At 40.9% G+C, this 15,876-nt stretch carries 19 protein-coding genes and 1 pseudogene; 4 read left to right on the top strand and 16 right to left on the bottom strand.

The window, feature by feature from the left end; all coding sequences use genetic code 11:
- Window positions 1–66: 66 nt before the first annotated feature.
- The 16 genes and pseudogenes from ACTCNA_RS15120 to ACTCNA_RS15045 all read right to left on the bottom strand — a co-directional run bounded on the left by ACTCNA_RS15120 (window position 67) and on the right by ACTCNA_RS15045 (window position 12,451).
- Complete coding sequence (locus ACTCNA_RS15120; RefSeq protein ID WP_462948771.1) at window positions 67–1,368, bottom strand: rhodanese-like domain-containing protein; 1,302 nt, start codon at window positions 1,366–1,368, stop codon at window positions 67–69.
- Between the two features lie 459 nt (window positions 1,369–1,827).
- Window positions 1,828–2,112, bottom strand: coding sequence for a DUF427 domain-containing protein (locus ACTCNA_RS15115; RefSeq protein ID WP_462948770.1), 285 nt, complete (start codon window positions 2,110–2,112; stop codon window positions 1,828–1,830).
- Window positions 2,113–2,125: 13 nt separating this feature from the next.
- Window positions 2,126–3,229 (bottom strand): GTP-binding protein, encoded by a 1,104-nt coding sequence (locus ACTCNA_RS15110; RefSeq protein WP_462948769.1) that lies wholly within the window; start codon window positions 3,227–3,229, stop codon window positions 2,126–2,128.
- Window positions 3,219–3,476 (bottom strand): aquaporin, encoded by a 258-nt coding sequence (locus ACTCNA_RS15105; RefSeq protein ID WP_462948768.1) that lies wholly within the window; start codon window positions 3,474–3,476, stop codon window positions 3,219–3,221. Before ACTCNA_RS15105 ends, ACTCNA_RS15110 begins: the two co-directional genes overlap by 11 nt.
- A 121-nt stretch (window positions 3,477–3,597) precedes the next feature.
- Window positions 3,598–4,572 (bottom strand): NAD(P)/FAD-dependent oxidoreductase, encoded by a 975-nt coding sequence (locus ACTCNA_RS15100; RefSeq protein ID WP_462948773.1) that lies wholly within the window; start codon window positions 4,570–4,572, stop codon window positions 3,598–3,600.
- 181 nt (window positions 4,573–4,753) lie between these two features.
- Complete coding sequence (locus tag ACTCNA_RS15095; RefSeq protein ID WP_462948767.1) at window positions 4,754–5,329, bottom strand: peroxiredoxin-like family protein; 576 nt, start codon at window positions 5,327–5,329, stop codon at window positions 4,754–4,756.
- Between the two features lie 49 nt (window positions 5,330–5,378).
- On the bottom strand, window positions 5,379–5,723 hold the full coding sequence (locus ACTCNA_RS15090; protein ID WP_462948772.1) for a LysE family transporter: 345 nt from the start codon (window positions 5,721–5,723) through the stop codon (window positions 5,379–5,381).
- Between the two features lie 64 nt (window positions 5,724–5,787).
- A complete protein-coding gene (locus ACTCNA_RS15085; protein WP_462948766.1) occupies window positions 5,788–5,988 on the bottom strand; it encodes a hypothetical protein in 201 nt (66 codons plus the stop codon).
- A gap of 248 nt (window positions 5,989–6,236) precedes the next feature.
- Window positions 6,237–6,713, bottom strand: a complete 477-nt coding sequence (locus ACTCNA_RS15080) for an OB-fold protein (protein WP_462948765.1) — start codon at window positions 6,711–6,713, stop codon at window positions 6,237–6,239.
- Window positions 6,714–6,716: 3 nt separating this feature from the next.
- Window positions 6,717–7,289, bottom strand: a complete 573-nt coding sequence (locus tag ACTCNA_RS15075; RefSeq protein ID WP_462948764.1) for a YceI family protein — start codon at window positions 7,287–7,289, stop codon at window positions 6,717–6,719.
- An 88-nt stretch (window positions 7,290–7,377) separates the two neighbouring features.
- Entirely contained in the window at window positions 7,378–8,142 is a 765-nt protein-coding gene (locus tag ACTCNA_RS15070) for an HvfC/BufC N-terminal domain-containing protein (protein WP_462948763.1), read from the bottom strand.
- Window positions 8,117–8,958 (bottom strand): annotated as a pseudogene (locus ACTCNA_RS15065) (HvfB family MNIO-type RiPP peptide maturase). Before ACTCNA_RS15065 ends, ACTCNA_RS15070 begins: the two are co-directional and overlap by 26 nt.
- 70 nt (window positions 8,959–9,028) lie before the next feature.
- Complete coding sequence (locus ACTCNA_RS15060; RefSeq protein WP_462948762.1) at window positions 9,029–9,352, bottom strand: hypothetical protein; 324 nt, start codon at window positions 9,350–9,352, stop codon at window positions 9,029–9,031.
- 128 nt (window positions 9,353–9,480) lie between these two features.
- On the bottom strand, window positions 9,481–11,649 hold the full coding sequence (locus tag ACTCNA_RS15055; RefSeq protein ID WP_462948761.1) for a T9SS type A sorting domain-containing protein: 2,169 nt from the start codon (window positions 11,647–11,649) through the stop codon (window positions 9,481–9,483).
- A gap of 146 nt (window positions 11,650–11,795) precedes the next feature.
- Window positions 11,796–12,008 (bottom strand): hypothetical protein, encoded by a 213-nt coding sequence (locus ACTCNA_RS15050; RefSeq protein ID WP_462948760.1) that lies wholly within the window; start codon window positions 12,006–12,008, stop codon window positions 11,796–11,798.
- On the bottom strand, window positions 12,008–12,451 hold the full coding sequence (locus tag ACTCNA_RS15045; RefSeq protein ID WP_462948759.1) for a thioredoxin family protein: 444 nt from the start codon (window positions 12,449–12,451) through the stop codon (window positions 12,008–12,010). The genes ACTCNA_RS15050 and ACTCNA_RS15045 overlap by 1 nt, the downstream gene beginning before the upstream one ends.
- Window positions 12,452–12,739: 288 nt before the next feature.
- Between ACTCNA_RS15045 and ACTCNA_RS15040 the strand changes: the two genes are divergently transcribed.
- The 4 genes from ACTCNA_RS15040 to ACTCNA_RS15025 all read left to right on the top strand — a co-directional run bounded on the left by ACTCNA_RS15040 (window position 12,740) and on the right by ACTCNA_RS15025 (window position 15,842).
- Window positions 12,740–13,603 (top strand): DNA methyltransferase, encoded by an 864-nt coding sequence (locus ACTCNA_RS15040; RefSeq protein ID WP_462948758.1) that lies wholly within the window; start codon window positions 12,740–12,742, stop codon window positions 13,601–13,603.
- Between the two features lie 110 nt (window positions 13,604–13,713).
- The gene (locus ACTCNA_RS15035; protein WP_462948757.1) at window positions 13,714–14,091 is read left to right on the top strand and encodes a GxxExxY protein; all 378 of its coding nucleotides are present in this window, start codon (window positions 13,714–13,716) and stop codon (window positions 14,089–14,091) included.
- Between the two features lie 102 nt (window positions 14,092–14,193).
- Complete coding sequence (locus tag ACTCNA_RS15030) at window positions 14,194–15,333, top strand: DEAD/DEAH box helicase family protein (protein WP_462948756.1); 1,140 nt, start codon at window positions 14,194–14,196, stop codon at window positions 15,331–15,333.
- Window positions 15,282–15,842: a hypothetical protein gene (locus ACTCNA_RS15025; protein ID WP_462948755.1), complete on the top strand. Its 561-nt coding sequence runs from the start codon at window positions 15,282–15,284 to the stop codon at window positions 15,840–15,842. The genes ACTCNA_RS15030 and ACTCNA_RS15025 overlap by 52 nt, the downstream gene beginning before the upstream one ends.
- Window positions 15,843–15,876: the final 34 nt, after the last annotated feature.

The following is a 15,876-nucleotide window of genomic DNA, read 5'->3' as shown; positions in this document are numbered from 1 at the left end:
AATTCACAATAATCTTTGCAATCTCGTTTTCAGTCATAATTTGATATTTTTTTCTCTCTTGGCGGCTTAGCGACTTTGCGCGATTTTTTCTTCAGGCACACCGGTTTCATACGGGTTTTCCGGGTCGTTGCTCCATTCAAACCAACCGCCATCGTAAACTGAAACGCGCGGCCATCCCATCAACCAGGCATTAAACCAGGCTTCGCTTCCGCGCCAGCCGGTGCCGCAGTAAAAAGCGAGGTGTTTGTCGGGCGTAATCCCTTTTTTAATCCAGCTTTCTTCAATCTCATGGAATTCGCGGGTGGTATGGTCCACGTTGCGGTAGTTTTCCATGTGATAGGCATCGCTGCCGCAGTCGCCAAAAATGGCACCGGGAATCCGACCTTTTTTCTCGATGTAATTGTAACCGCTCACTTCGCCGATGAGTTCGGGCCAGCTTCTTACGCAAACCAGTTCAGCTTCCGGCGATGCCAGCATCTCTTTTGCTTCGGGGGTATCAACAGCCAGTTCGGGTTTCTGCGGAATGGAAACGCCAAAATCGGCTACCGGTTTTTTGGGTTCATCGGTAAACGAAGTTTCAAAACCGGCATCCTGCCACGACTGAAAACCGCCGTTTAATATCCTGACATCTTTCACCCCGGCATACATCATAATAAAGGCACACCGGATTGCGCCAATATCGCCGGCAGCGCTGCCCGGAAATTCGTCATCGTTGTCGGGGTCCATGTATTTGCCATACAAAACCACGGTGGTGTCGGCAGTAATTCCATGAGCTTCCAGCGCTTTTTTTAATTCTTCGGGCGAGCGACGATTCCAGGTTTCTTCCGATTCCAAATCGTTGGTATTAATATCGATGGCCCCCGGAATGTGCCCGCTTAAATAGGCATCGCGGTTGCGGTAATGCGCGTGTACGGCCACAAATTTATTGTTGCTGTACTGATGTGGCTTTTTACCTGCAAGCAGTTCGTTTACCCATTCTGCTGAAACCAGGTTTTTGTAACGTTCGAGTTTTTGCATGGGCAATTCAGGGTTGGCAGTCCATTCATCCACAAAATGAGGATAAACCGATACATTTTTATAACCCGATTTTTCAAACCGCTCGGCTACTTTTTGCGTTTCTTCAGACGAATAGCCATAAACGACAATTTCATTTTCGGGCAGAATATTCTTGTGACGGACAATTTCTATCCAGTCGATGTATTTTAACCATTTTGCAGGCAGGCTTTTTGCCCCGTCAATGTGTCCCCCACGCTTTTCGTTTTTCATCTGCCAGCCGTTGTAAGCCTCCACCGGCCTGACATCGATGATTTTTGCCTTCTCACTATTTAATAAATCTTGTAACTCTTTCGTTGTCTTTTCAATAGCCATAAAAAATTTGTCTTTTATTAGTTGCAAACTTGTTTTCTTTTTTCGCCCGCAGAATTCGCTGATTTCTGCAGAGTTTTTAATTGAAACTTCTATTCTTATCTGCGTCATCCACGGGAAGTTTCTTCCTTTTTTTTTTTAAGCCAGGAGTTAAAACCGGTGGCAATAAATATTCTGCTTTAAAACTTTCATCTTCATTTTCTTCTTTTCTATATTGCCGTTGGCTTTAGCCAACGGATTCAGGACATTTAATGAAATCTGGCTTTAGCCACATTAGTCTTTATTTTTTTCAGAAAAAAAAATGTGGCCCCAAATTTTCACCCAACTCATTGAATTATATTTCTTTGGTTATTACTTAATAAATGTGGCTAAAGCCTGTCTGCTGTATGTTGCATTTGTCCGTCGGTTAAAACCGACGGCAATAAATACTCTCCATTAAATCTTTCATTTTTGTTTCTTCCATCAATCTTTAACCACCTGAACACCTTTCCAAAATGCCACCCGGTTTTTGATGCTTTGGGCTAATCCGGAAGGTTTAGGATAATACCAAACAGCATCGTTAAATACTTTACCCTCCACTTCGAGGTTGTAATACAAAGCAGTCCCTTTCCAGTGGCAAACCGTTTGTGTTTCACTTTTTTTCAGAAACTCTTTTATTACTGATGCAACCGGGAAATAAGCATTTCCCTCCACGTTGACAATGTCGTTGCTTTCGGCAATCACTTTGCCATTCCATATTGCTTTCATCTTATTTAAATTTTTAATTATAATCAACAATTTTATCGTACCGAAATGTCGGATTTGGATAACCCGGACTTAAACACTTACATGCATTTATCTTCATTGAGATGATATTATTTGTGACTTTTTCAAGCGATTCCTTAACCATTGCATCCAGAATCTCAGGGCTTACTCCAATTCTTGCATTTATAGTTATTTGAGCGGTATTGGAAACTCCTGCTTCGCCGCGAATTGATAAGGTTTCAGATGTTCCTGTGATATTACCTACTAAATAATTTGAACCATTTTCAAGAATTATTTTAATATGCCCAACTCCTATATTTTGCTTGTCAATTTTTCGACTTAAATCCTGTAGGAAAGTTGTTGCAATTTGGTCCCAGTTTATTTGTTCACCCTTCAAGCTAATTGATGAATTTAACCAACCGAGAACCGCTTCGCCTTCGGCGTAAGTGTCGTAATCAACCTCAACAATTCGTTGTCCGGTTGCGGTTTTAGAAAGAATTAATTTCAACCATTCATCAATACCTTCACCAGTTTTTGAACTGATTGACAATACTTCAGAATCAGGATAATTCAGTTTTACTTTTGCTGAAAGAAGTTCTAATTCATCTTGTTCGAGCAAGTCATTTTTAGTAATTAAAATAATGTCGCTTTCTTCCAGTTGTTTCTTGAAAATATAAGCTGCGCTGGCATGCAACCCGGCTGTTTTTCCATCTAAAATATCAGTTAGTCTTAATGGGTCTGCCAGTACAGTAAGTGGCGAAATAATTAATTCCCGATTTAAATTATCTTTTAGTGGTTGCATAATTGTGGCTGATAAATCGGTACAACTACCAACTGGTTCCGCAATAATAATGTCTGCATCGGAATCTTTACCGACTTGTTTTATTGAATCAATAAAACCATTAAAATTGCAGCAGAAGCAACTGCCACTTACTTCGGCAACGTTTACTTTGGTTTGTAACAACAAAGCAGTATCAACTAATTCCGGGGCCTGGTCGTTTGTAATTAGTCCTACTTTTTTATTCTGTTTCATTAAGAATTTTGTGGTTTCGTACAACAGAGTAGTTTTACCAGCTCCTAAAAAACCACCAACCATAATAAGTCGTGTTTTATTTATCATTTTTGCTTACTTTCATTCGCCCGCTAATTACCATTGCTAAAGTAACTGCGGGATTTAAATGTGCGCAGGAAATATGTCGTGTTAAGTAAATTGCAAGCGTAACACCAATCCCCCAGGCAAACGCAATTTGAAATAATCCTTGATATGCATTAAATAATATCGACATTGCCACAGAACCACATCCAAAAAGCACTAAAAGGAATGTTCCAAGAGTTTCACCTATAAATTCAGTTTTATATTTCGTCATTTCTATAAATTACTTCAATTTCGCCTAAAAATAGTTATTTAAAGAATTTGAACAATATTTTTTCTTGCGTGAGACTGTTGAATGAATATAGTTTGTATGGTTGTTTCATTTATTAATGATTCTAATTTGGTGTTAATTTCCTGATTAAATCCTGTCCGTCCGGAATTTTTGTTGCTAAAAGTTGCTTTTTATTTGCAATTTCAGAAGAAAACCCTGTTTGGTTTTGTTGAAATTTCTGTTTTGGCTTTATCAGCAACCTCAGCGACTGGTCGTAGGTAAAGTAGTTCCACGTCCAGTTGAGAAAAATGAGCAGCCTGTTTTTTACGCCCATGATGGTAAACAGGTGGACAAAACTCCAGAGTACCCATGCAATAAACCCACGCAGTTTAAAACCGGGAAGGTCGGCTACGGCGCGGTTGCGGCCAATAGTTGCCAGAGAGCCTTTGTCAGTATATTCAAACGGCAGTGGTTCTTTGCCGGCTGCTATTCGTTTAAAATTTGCGGATAACAGTTTTGACTGCTGAATGGCTACCTGTGCCACCTGCGGATGCCCACCGGGGTATTTGGGTGTTTCCATTTGCGCAATGTCACCAATGGCAAAAATATGTTCGTACCCTATTAACCCGTTTTCACGGTTGACAAGCAAACGCCCGCCCCGTCCAAAACTCTCTGCTCTAAATCCCTCTAATAAATTGGCTTTTACCCCGGCAGCCCAAATCAGGGTTTTGGTTTCAAAGGTTGAGCCATCCGACAAAGTGGCTGTCGTTCCGTCGTAATCGGTAACCCAAATGCCGGTTTTTACTTCCACTCCCATTTTTTCGAGATATTTTTCTGAAAGCCCGAAAGCTGTTGACGACATGGCCGACAACAACTGAGATGATTCGAAAAGCACAATCCGCATTTTCGACAAATCAATTTCAGGATAATCTTTCGGGAAGATGTATTTTTTCATTTCTTTTGGTGAAGGCTGTAAGAGCGCTTTTTCAAGATTTTCGAGAATGGTATTGCGGATAAGAATGGCATCGGAGGACGATTTCATCGAAAGCGCATTTTGTTCAATGTTGGATTGCCCGAAAAAGTTGGTATCGGTGCCCATGGCCAGCACGAGGGAATCGTATTTCAGGTATCATTTGTTTATGTTAATGGCTAAAGCCCTGCTATTAATAGGATTTTATTGCCCCCGGCTTAAGCCGGGGGTTAAATTTTGACAGAACAAAACACAAGCCTTAGCATTTAATTTTAAGATTCATTCCAACTATCGAACAAAACCCAACGATTTAATTAATTGAACCAAGCGCTGCCACGATATCTTCAATGGTCGAGCGTTTTTTATAATCGGGGTCGAAGTGGCGCCACACGATTTTACCATCGGTGTTAATTACATAAGTTGCCGGAATGGGCAGCCGCTGGCTGTCGTCGGAATGCGCCTCTTTTAGGTTAGCGCCGAGCATGGTGTTGTACATAAGGCGAGTAGCTTTACCCGGACGAAAAGTAACATCCCAGGCATCGGCAATTTTGTATCCTTCATCGTGAAGCAACGTGAAATTTGCCCCTGTTTTTTCAGCAGTTGTTTCGAGCAATTCCGGCTTTTCGGGGGAAACAGCCACTACGCGGGTGCCTTTTTTCGTAATTTGTTCCAGGTTTTTCTGCACTGTGCCGAGGTGTTTATTGCAAATGGGGCACCACTGTCCGCGGTAAAATATAAGTACCACCGGCCCGTTTTTCAATTCTTCTGAAAGCTGAAAGGTTTTTCCTTCGGCATCGTCAGCCGAAAAATCGGGAGCTTGCTGCCCAACTCTTAACCCGTTTGCTTCTTTTGCTTTTCTGTAATTCTGTGCTGTTAAATTTGTCATAATAAAAAGAGTTATAATACTGATAATTAATGTTTTCATGCTTTTGATTTTAAATTTTTATGAGTTGAACGATGGCCACCGCCAGTAGCACAACCCCAATGATACGGTTTGTGTTGGCCGAAAATATTTTTGCATGGGCAGCCACTTTTTGCGCCAAAAATGCATATCCTTTCAGAACGGCCATTTTTGCCAGCCAAACCCCGGCCAGGAAAAACAAAATCCCGGGCAAAGCAGATGGCAGCAGTTGTTTGTCCGAAAGAATGGTAGCTGTAAGAAGCCAAAACAGCAACACCTGGATGCTGACAATATTCAGCAAAGCCCCTTTTAGAAAACCCAATGATTTTCCGGTTTCTTTCCGTGTTGTTTTCTTATTCTTTTTGAACCAAAAAAAAATCCGGACACGAGCAAAACAGCAAAAACGAAATACCGCACCACCGGGTTTCCCTTAAAAACGGGAGCTAATTTTGTCCCGGCAATAAGTGAACTGAGTGCAAAAAATACTTCCACAACCGAAGCCCGTGAGCAATTTGTGTTGCGCCCCGCGTATCGTTTTTCAACGCCGTATCAACTACTGAAAGGTTTACCAGTCCTAATGGTACAGCGCCAATGATGGTGGCTGCCAGTGCTATAAATAAGTAGAGAAATAAATTCGGTTCCACAACTTTTTGTTTTCGTATTGGGGTTTGTTCCGGTGGCTACCATTAGTTTTTCGGCTTCAAAATGTTTTGTTTCCCCATGTTTTTCAGCAATAACTTTTACCGTGCCGTTTTTGCCGGTTACTTGTTTAAAATTCAATCCGTTTATCGCGTTGCCGTTTGTCGTAGCTGATTGTTCCTGAAAACGAACCCGATACCAGCAACAGGTTTTCTTTAGCCTACGTGTTTCATTTCTTGTTCTTTTTTGCTTGTTAATTCGGTACAACATCGCTTTTGTCAAGTAGCACATGCTCATACATTTCAAGGTCCTGGTCGTAAGCAGCGCCCGAGCGGATAACGCCTTTTAAAGTAACCTTTTGTCCGACTTCAAGGTTAGCAGCATTGGCGCTGGTTTCAGCAGTAAAAGTTGCCTTCACCCCGGCTTTGTCGCTGTTATCTTTTAGTAAAACTACTTTATTCCCATCGAAATTTTCTGAAATTTTACTTACGTTTCCGGTTACCTCGAGTACTTTCGATTCGCCGTCGGCTGCGAGGTATTTACTATTTGCTTTTTCGGCATCTGCGAGGTATTCTGCAACAATTTCTGAACTTGCGAGGCTGTAATCGGCCCTGGTTTTTTGAACATCGCGGTGTGGCATGTTAAACATGTATAGGCCAACTGCACCTGCAATTACAATCCCTGCAACTGCCACAATGATTCCTATTCTGATAATTTTTTTTCGTTTCATTTATTATTCTTTCTCGTACACTGTATTTACGCTTACCAAAACCTTTTTGGCAATTTTCGTGGAAACCATCTCGCCCTCGTCGAAGGTAATGCCAAAGTCGGCCAGCGTGAGGTAAAATTCGGTGGTGGCTGTTACGGTGTTTCCTTTTACCTCAACGGTTGTGTTGTCTTCGAGTGGCTTCGTTTTATCTTTGATGGTAATTTCGCCTTCAAACTGAGCTTCGTAGGTGCCATCTTTGCTAAAATCTACTTCGCTGAGGTTGGTAATTTTTCCTGTGAGTTTTGATTTTGGATACACGTTTGTTTCCAAAAAATGTTCGTTGTTAAAGTGTTTTTGCATCATCGCCTTTTCAAACTCGAAACTTTGCATGGGTATTGAAAATACCACTTCGCCGGTTTCAGGATTTATTGTACTTACCGAAGCATAATTGTTGGCTTCGATATCTTCGACCGGAGTTGTTGAAAAGAATTTGATGTGCGATTTCGAACTGATGTACCTGTCGGCAGCCTGGCTAAATGTTGTAGCCGATAAAATAAATAAGACTGCGCTGCTTAATAAAATTGTTAATCTCTTCAAGACTTTTTAATTATTATAGTTTTTTTTTATTTGCTGAAATAGTCGTGTTTGTATTGTTTTCCTGACAAAAAGCAGGTATTATTTTCTATTAATTTATGCTGGATGAATGTATAATTGCCTGCCCGAGAATTAGTTTTGAACTGAGCGAGGCATTAACAAAATCGCGCAATGCCTGGCGGGCTTGTTTTTCGGGGGCATACTGAAGAAATATTTCCAGCAGTTCTTCAAAATTTACCGGTTCCTGAGCAAGTTTTTCAATCACTTGTACGTGCGGATATTGCATGTTGGTAAACAGTACTTTACCTGTTTCAGGTTCGCGGTGCAGGCTCACAAAATAGTGTCCTTTGTCGGCTTCGGTAATTTCTGTTGCATTTTTAAGGTGAACCGGGTATTCGAGCGAAAGCACCTGGATTTCAGGGTTCAGCACCAGCCCGGCATCGTTAATTCTTTTTTCGGTGAATGGATAAGGCTCGATGTCTTCCATCATGTAAACTTCCACCTCTTTCCATTCGAATAAAAGAAGATCGGACAGGAAAGGGTACTTTTTTAACAGGTGGTAGTTTTCTTCCACCACAAATTCGTACAGTTCTTTGGGCATTTGCCAAACCATGGGCGACTGGCAACGGTGCGAACTGAAAAAAGTGTGCGCCAGTTCGTGCCACTCATCTTCATCCAACAGGTTGTATGTGAGTGGATAAGCCGACTGCAGGCTTCCGTTTACCACATTGAAAATCAACTGCCTGTAACGGCCAACATTTTTTTCTTTTACGCCCGGAATGGGTGTGTATTCGCCGGTGCGGCAATAGTTGGCCAGGCTGCTCTGGTGTTTATACGACGCTGTTTTTTGATACATGGGTTTCAATTTTTAAGTGGTTCTTTTTTATGCGCCTCAACTGGTCAATTTCTTTTTGCAATTCTTCCATTTCCGGGATGTTGAAATCGCGTTCGAGTAGCACAGGCACATCCTTATTCATTAGCGACAGGGTGTGTTCAAACAGTTGATAAACCGGGTCGATAATTGGCTGGCCATGCGTATCGATAATCAGGTCGTCGGCCACTTTTCGTGGCCCGCCATGTGGATGTAAGCCCCTTTATCCAACGGCAGTTGTTCAATAAATTTTTCTGCGTTGTAATTGTGGTTGAATCCGTTAACATAAACATTGTTAACATCAAGCAGCAAATCGCAATTTGCCTCGTCGATAACGGCATTTATGAATTCCAGTTCGCTCATTTCGGCTGCCACCGGTGTGTAATAACTTACAATTTCGATGGCAATTTTTTGCTCCAGAAATTCCTGTACCTCACGAATTCGCTGACCAACGTGTTTCACTGCATCTCCGGTAAACGGAATGGGCAACAAATCGTACATGTGCGCATTGTCGCTTTTGGTAAAACTCAGGTGCTCAGAATAAATCAACGGCTGGTATTCTGCAATAAATTTTTTTATCTGCCCCAGGAATTCGTAATCCAACTCATCCGGACTACCCACCGAAAGAGACAAGCCGTGTGTAAGCAGCGGGTATTTTTCGGTTACTTTTTTAAATACTTTTTTCCAGTAACCGCCGATATTCATCCAGTTTTCGGGCGCTACTTCCACAAAATCGGGATGCAACTTGTTGTCTTCCAAAAACTCATCGGCAAAATCTTTTCTGAAACCTATTCCAATCATGATAAATTCTTTTCTGTTATTAATTTGAGAAAACCGGCATGTTGGTTAAAACATGCCGGGATGGCGATAATTATTCACCACATTTTCCTTCTCCGCATTTTGCTTCTTTTGATTTTGACTCTGCCTTTGCTTCTTTTTTAGCTTCGGCGCTTTTGGCTTTCGCTTCTTTTTTACCTTCGCCACACTTGGCTTCGGCTGACTTCGACTCTGTTTTGGCCTTAGCTTTTTCTCCTTCACCACACTTGGCTTCGGCCGATTTTGATTCGGCGCTTTTTCCGCCGCATTTGGCTTCGAAATTAAACTGTGCTCCGTTACCTGATTCCAACAGCTCGCTTCTCAATTCGGCTCCGCTCCCCAGGCTATTGAACGAAAGGGTATTCGATGGCGTTTGCACTTAAACTTCCTCCTGCAATTAAGGCACCTGCGAATACGATGCCTGCTACTAAATTTCTTCTTTTGTTTTCCATGATGTTTTAATTTTAAAATTCAAATTAATTATTAATAAAATGTCTTTTTATCTTTTTATTTGTTCACAATAACTTTTTGTACGGCAACCGGACGGCCTTCATTTTCGAGCCGTACGAAATAGATGCCACTGTTTAATTCCTGTACATTCCAGTTAACATTGCGGTTATTGGATGTATTGATATGTTGAACTGTTTGGCCTGCAATATTTACTACCAATACCGAAGTATTTCCAAAATTTTTGCTGTTAAAAGAAATGGTAGCCCGATTGCTTACCGGATTGGGATAAATTTGCAGGTTGGCCTGTTGCTGAATGATGCTGTTTACCGCGGTAACATGTAAATTCATTTCCGCTTCGGCTGCAAACACTGCCGCCACGTTGTTTCCATCGGCAATATAAGGGATGCCATCTCCGTCGGAGTCGTTACCTGTTTCGCCCGAGGGTTGAAATTCAGCAAGCAGCATGGGGTTATAAACGGTTTTAAAGAATCGGGTGTAAATTACTTCGGCATTGGGTTGTTCACCCATTAGTTTGGCTTCGCGCAGGGCACCGCTCAATACTGCCAGGTTGAAAGGAGTATATTCAGCAGTATTACTGTTTTTAACAGTTCTGAAAGCTGTCAGGCTGTTTACATAAAAACCGGAAATTAAATACTGGTAAGCGCTGTTGGCAGCATTGAGGTAATCGGAATTTCCGGTGGCATTGTAAGCTGCATACAAACCACGTATTACTGCACCCTGGCTTGCTGCTTCTTTTGCCGAATTGTCGGGGCCGCTGCCAATGGTGTAAGCATTGTAATAGCCTCCGTTTTCGTCTTTTAACGAGTTGATAATAAACCAGGCCTGGGCATTTATTGCATCGGTGGCCATTTGTTCAAGCGGCGTACCGGTAAATTCGTTTTTGAAATGATTGAGCGCAACAAGAATATAGCCGGCGTTAACAGCTGAAATTTCGTCTCCCTGCGAAACACTTCCCCCCGATAATCCTGATTCATCGGTAAATGTTCCTTCGGCCTGGTTAAAGTGCATGGCCATTATATTTTTAAACAACACCATGCTGGCACCGGCCATGGCATCGAAAGGACCGGGTTGGCCCGTAACCGACATCGGGGCAGGGAACGGATCTCCATCAAAAACTGCATGATAAGCAAAGTGAGCCTCATCGTTGATGTTCGGATCCATCATGTTTTTGTAAGAAACGGTACCCAGCAGCATCGATAACTGGTCGAACAGGCGACTGCTCGCATCGGTTACTTCCAGACCTGTTGGCTTGGGCGGCATGGTTTCGTGCACTGTACTTTCGGTTACAGCAATTTTATGTGGAAAATATTTTATGCCGTTGGCGGGATCATACGTGGCCGGATCGACCATGCCCAGAGAAGTTCCGTCGTAAGCAAGGTTATTCAGCATGAAAATAACTTTATTAATACCCTCGGCGGTAAGTACTTGTCCGATAAAACCATCTACACTGTTTCCGCCGTAAAATACATTGTTGTCGGGATCAAAATTCGGATTGTCAGCCGAGTCGGGCGAAACAGTACCATCGGGTACCACTTCTTCGTTATTTCCATTGTGAAAAGCGCCCAGCATATCCTGCGCCCAATAATATTGTTTCCAGAGAGACTGGCCCATTGCAGCAAAGTTCAATACTTTACTGAATTGCGACCGGTCCCACCTGAGCGAACTGAAATTTGACTGAAAGTCGGGTTCAACGTCTTGAGGTAGCTGAGGGTTCCCCGATTCAAAATCGGCGAATTGCGGAAATGGGTTCATTGGTGCCATTTGGTTCGCCAACATGCCAAAGTGATGAATCATCATCATCATTTGGTCGTCTTCTTTATAGCCGTTTACCATGTTGTTGGTAAATTTACCGTCGAATGTGTCGGGCTGCATAGCTGCCATTTGCCCGATGCGGGGGCTCCAAATCATGTGCAGTCCGATGCCGGAGCGCGAAACAACGTTCCCAAGCAAATAGCGCGAATATTCGTAACCTTCAATTCCGGCAGCATAAGAAACCGAATCGGGCAGATTGGGTTCCATTGGATTGAGATCATCGAGATTGTACCCCAGGCTTTCGGCAAAAGGTTCGCCGCTTAAAAACAATTCGTTGGCCAGCAACATTTGGTCAGCCGTTTTAAAATAGTCATCTTTTTTAATGACCAGTTGCGCTTGCAGAGTTGTTGTTAAAACCAGCGCTGAAATAAATAAGGTAAAAAAACGTTTCATAACTTTTAATTTTAAGATGTTTTAATTTGTATCTGGTGTAAGAGTCGTATGAAATAAATATCCTGACAATTTTTTTTTTATTTATTTCAAAAAAAGCCGCATGTTAAGGCAACATGCAGCTTCACTTAATCCAGTTTTAAGAAAAATTATTTTATTTCTATATCGGGATAAAACGCCGGAAAGGCAAACCAGTGTAGCCCCAGGCTTCCGCCCTGCGGAACTCCTCCCGAACAACAGGTTTGAGCAAATGAAACAACAGGGGCAGCCAGCAACAGCACAGCCATCGACACAATAAATCCAACCTTCCAAAATATGCTGTTTAAAACACCGGCTTTTGTTACCCCTGAAGTTTTCATCATTACCTGTTTATTATTTGTTTTCCTATTTCAACGAATTGTTCCGGGTTACGGTATCCGGCAGTTTGTGCAATAACTTCCCCATTACTGTCGAGATAAATCAACGTTGGGTAGCCGCGGATTTTATACTTCCGGGCCAATTCGATTCCTTCGCCTTTTTCACCGTCAACAGCAACGTTGATGAAGTTGGCATTGTAGAATTCACCCACTTCGTCGTTTGGAAAAGTACTCGCTTTCAACATTTTACATGGTCCGCACCAGCTTGCCGAAATATCGAGGAAAATGGGTTTCCCTTCTTTTTTTGCTTTCTGTAGCGCTTCCTGCCAGTTTCCCTCGTGAAATTGGATGCCGGCTTCTTTTTCTGTTTTTGAACCGGATTCCGATGGCCCGGCAAATGATGTAAATGCGATAAGTACCATCGTGATTAAAAATGTAATTCGTTTCATAACTTTCTGTTTCTAATTGTTTTGTTTGGTTAAAGAGACGGTAAAAATGAAAAACCTGACAAGGTTCATGTGTGAATTTTGGTTTTTCAATTTTCGGGGAAATAGTTTTTAGCCCTGACTGGAATGTTAGCCAGTCAGGGTTCGGAACTAAGAGGTTCCTCATACCCGTTAATAAATAATTGATAAAAAAAGGAAGAAATGTTTTGATTTCATTTCATAAATAATATAAATTTGACAAAATATGTCAAAACATTTTCATTCAAAACTTGTATTGAGCGAAGTCGAAATATGGATACATTGGTACAAGATAATAGAGTTTGGTTTGGAGAAAGCGGTTCAAATGTACCCCGTGTAAAGAAATTTTTATCAGAAGTACAAGAGGGAATTGTCCCAATTTCTATTTGGCTTCATTCTGAGGTCGGTCATAATCAACAAGCAAAGCAAGAATTAAAACAAATTTTTGATGAAGTAGATTTGCCTTTTGACACACCAAAACCTGTTTCATTAATAAAAAGGATTCTTCAATTATCAACAAATGAAGAGTCTATTATCCTCGATTCTTTCGCAGGTTCTGGTACAACCGCCCACGCTGTCCTCGACCTGAATAAAGAAGATGGAGGAAACCGTAAATTCATTTTGGTTGAAATGGAAGATTATGCCAATAACATTACTGCCGAACGTGTTCGTAGGGTAATCAATGGCGTTCCAGCATCGAAAAATTTTCAGGAAGGCACAGGTGGTACATTCAGCTATTTCGAGTTGGGCCCACCCATCGAAATGGAAAGTATTCTAAGAGGTGAAAACCTGCCGAGCTATGAAGAATTTGCAAAGTATCTTTTTTATACGGCTACCGGCGAAGAATTCGACCCGTCAAAAATTAACGAGGATACAAACTATATAGGTACAAGCAAAGATTACGATATTTACCTTTTCTATAAACCCGATTTAGATTATTTGAAATCCACAGCACTAACACTCGACAGGGCAAAAGCATTAGGTCGGCAAAATGGTAAACCTGCCGAACAAAGCTTAAGCGGCGGCCGGAAACGACTTGTATTTGCCCCTGCAAAATTTGTAGATAGCCATACGCTTACCGATTTACGTATTGAATTTTGTCAGTTGCCATTTGAAATATATAAGTTAAAACAATGAATCATTTAACCGCAAAGTACGCAATAGAAATCGCAAGGTGCGCGAAGAAAACAACCTTGCGAACTTAGCGCTTAACCTTTGCGTCCCTTGCGGTAAAAAAATAAAAGAGTATGACCGAAAATGAAATATCAAAAATAATATTCGATACGGCCCTTAAGGTTCACAAAGCACTTGGGCCAGGATTGCTCGAAAGCGCGTATGAAGAATGCCTTTTTTATGAGTTAAGCAAAGCTGATTTGTTTGTGGAAAAACAAAAACCTTTACCCTTAATCTATGAAGAAGTAAAATTAGAAATCGGTTATAGGGTTGATATTATTGTTGAAAAAAAGGTCATTATTGAGGTAAAATCAGTAGATGCATTAAACGATGTTCATCTTGCACAAATACTGACCTACTTAAAATTGAGTGGTTGTAAACTTGGAATGCTTATTAATTTTAATGTGGCACTAATTAAAAACGGTATAAAAAGAGTGGTAAACAATTTATAATAAAGGAAACCGCAAAGTACGCGATAGAAATCGCAAGGTGCGCGAAGAAAACAACTTGGCGAACTTAGCGAAAACCTTTGTGAACCTTGCGGTAAAAAAAACATGGAATTAAAGGATTATCAGATAAAAGTTGTTGCGAAACTGAAAGAGTATCTTTCTGCCCTTTCAGAGTTCAGGGAAAAATTCAAGAAAGCCATTGAATTCGATCCTGAAATGGCATTGGATTATAACTTTCCGCGTCGTGCATGGAATAAAGCAGTTAACGGGGTTTATTTCTCCCATAAAAATGGTATTGGAGAACCACTGCCCGAAATTTACCTGAAAGTACCTACTGGTGGAGGTAAAACACTTCTGGCCTGCCATTCCATCGACCTGATAAATAAAACATACCTTAAAAAGCAAACAGGGTTGGGTTTATGGATTGTACCGACAACGCAGATATATCGTCAGGCATTGGATATATCCAGCGGTGGCCGTACGGTAATAAATGAAAAAACCGACCATTTCAACCGTCTCGATGTGGAAGAAAACCTGGTTATTTTAATGTTGATGCTGCCTTCTGCCAATCGCCAGAATAAAGAAACATTAAAAATATTTCAGGATGCAGGTGGTTTTACCGACTTTTTCCCTTCGGAAGATAATTACGAGTTAAATGCAAAACTTTTAAAAGAAGTTCCCAATATAGATTTTTATAAAACCTTGGGGTTGGAATTGGAAACCGAATCGATGGGTTCCGTTCATCTAACTCAGCCTAAAACATCACTGGGTAATACCTTACGGGTTCTTAAGCCGATTATTATCATAGACGAAGGTCATAAAGCGTATAGTGCAAATGCCCGTGAAACCATCCGTGATTTCAATCCTTGCATTGTAATCGAATTGTCGGCAACACCGCCAAAAGACACAAACAAATTGGTTGAAATTACTGGTCGTGAACTCAACGAGGAAGAAATGATTAAGTTGGACATTCACTTAACCAATAAAACCAGTCTCGATTGGAAAGATACCATGCTTTGCGCTATTGAAAAACGTAGAGCATTGGAAAATGCTTCGGTTAGTTTTGAGCAAAATACTGGGGTATATATCCGGCCTATCAATTTAATTCAGGTTGAACGTACAGGTAAAGACCAACGTGACGGAAAATTTATCCATTCAGAAGGTGTAAAGAAATTTTTAATTAAAAAGTGCAAGTGCTTGATGAATGCTATGTATTTACATTCAGGCAAAATGCAGCAACCTTAGTAAAAAGCATAAAATCCAATCTCGAAAGCGAAGGCTTGGGCGATATAGCAGGACGCATAAATGTAGATAGTGGCGATGATGAAGGTAGCGAAATCCTGAAAGAAAAGGTGCTGCAATACCGTGATAAGTTCAAAAAATTTGTAATACAGGAAGAAGAAAACTGGCGTGATATTAATTTCGATATTGAAAAAATAACAGAAATCTCGTTGTCAAATATCAGAAAACAAGAACAGGAAATACTGTTAGGGTTATCCGATGAAGAAAAAGAACTGGTAAAAGAAAAAGGAAGGATTGAAAAATCAGGGAAGCTAAAAATCAGCGATAGTTTTCTTACAAAACAAATTATTGATATTATACCTAATCCTTGGATAGGAAATATAATCGGGCAAAAAGTAATCAAATTGTTCCGTGATAAATACGATGAAGAAACCGTTTCATCAAACTTTGTTTTCATACTATTAAAATTGTTAATTTTTAAAGGTATAGTATGGAACTCGCATGTATTTTAATTATCCTCCTATGTGTAAATATTTTACATGCTCG

The sequence above is a fragment of the Tangfeifania sp. genome, assembly GCF_055108615.1.
Note: the sequence above shows the minus strand (reverse complement) of the source record. Positions and strands in the feature narration are given on the sequence as shown.

Bases quoted from the DNA above. Each gene is read 5' to 3' on its own strand.
- ACTCNA_RS15115 (WP_462948770.1), bottom strand. From the start codon at position 2,112: ATGAAAGCAATATGGAATGGCAAAGTGATTGCCGAAAGCAACGACATT.
- ACTCNA_RS15070 (WP_462948763.1), bottom strand. From the start codon at position 8,142: ATGTATCAAAAAACAGCGTCGTATAAACACCAGAGCAGCCTGGCCAAC.
- ACTCNA_RS15045 (WP_462948759.1), bottom strand. From the start codon at position 12,451: ATGAAACGAATTACATTTTTAATCACGATGGTACTTATCGCATTTACA.
- ACTCNA_RS15030 (WP_462948756.1), top strand. From the start codon at position 14,194: ATGGAATTAAAGGATTATCAGATAAAAGTTGTTGCGAAACTGAAAGAG.
- ACTCNA_RS15105 (WP_462948768.1), bottom strand. From the start codon at position 3,476: ATGACGAAATATAAAACTGAATTTATAGGTGAAACTCTTGGAACATTC.
- ACTCNA_RS15100 (WP_462948773.1), bottom strand. From the start codon at position 4,572: ATGGGCACCGATACCAACTTTTTCGGGCAATCCAACATTGAACAAAAT.
- ACTCNA_RS15110 (WP_462948769.1), bottom strand. From the start codon at position 3,229: ATGATAAATAAAACACGACTTATTATGGTTGGTGGTTTTTTAGGAGCT.
- ACTCNA_RS15050 (WP_462948760.1), bottom strand. From the start codon at position 12,008: ATGATGAAAACTTCAGGGGTAACAAAAGCCGGTGTTTTAAACAGCATA.
- ACTCNA_RS15035 (WP_462948757.1), top strand. From the start codon at position 13,714: ATGACCGAAAATGAAATATCAAAAATAATATTCGATACGGCCCTTAAG.
- ACTCNA_RS15095 (WP_462948767.1), bottom strand. From the start codon at position 5,329: ATGACAAATTTAACAGCACAGAATTACAGAAAAGCAAAAGAAGCAAAC.
- ACTCNA_RS15120 (WP_462948771.1), bottom strand. From the start codon at position 1,368: ATGGCTATTGAAAAGACAACGAAAGAGTTACAAGATTTATTAAATAGT.
- ACTCNA_RS15055 (WP_462948761.1), bottom strand. From the start codon at position 11,649: ATGAAACGTTTTTTTACCTTATTTATTTCAGCGCTGGTTTTAACAACA.
- ACTCNA_RS15080 (WP_462948765.1), bottom strand. From the start codon at position 6,713: ATGAAACGAAAAAAAATTATCAGAATAGGAATCATTGTGGCAGTTGCA.
- ACTCNA_RS15040 (WP_462948758.1), top strand. From the start codon at position 12,740: ATGGATACATTGGTACAAGATAATAGAGTTTGGTTTGGAGAAAGCGGT.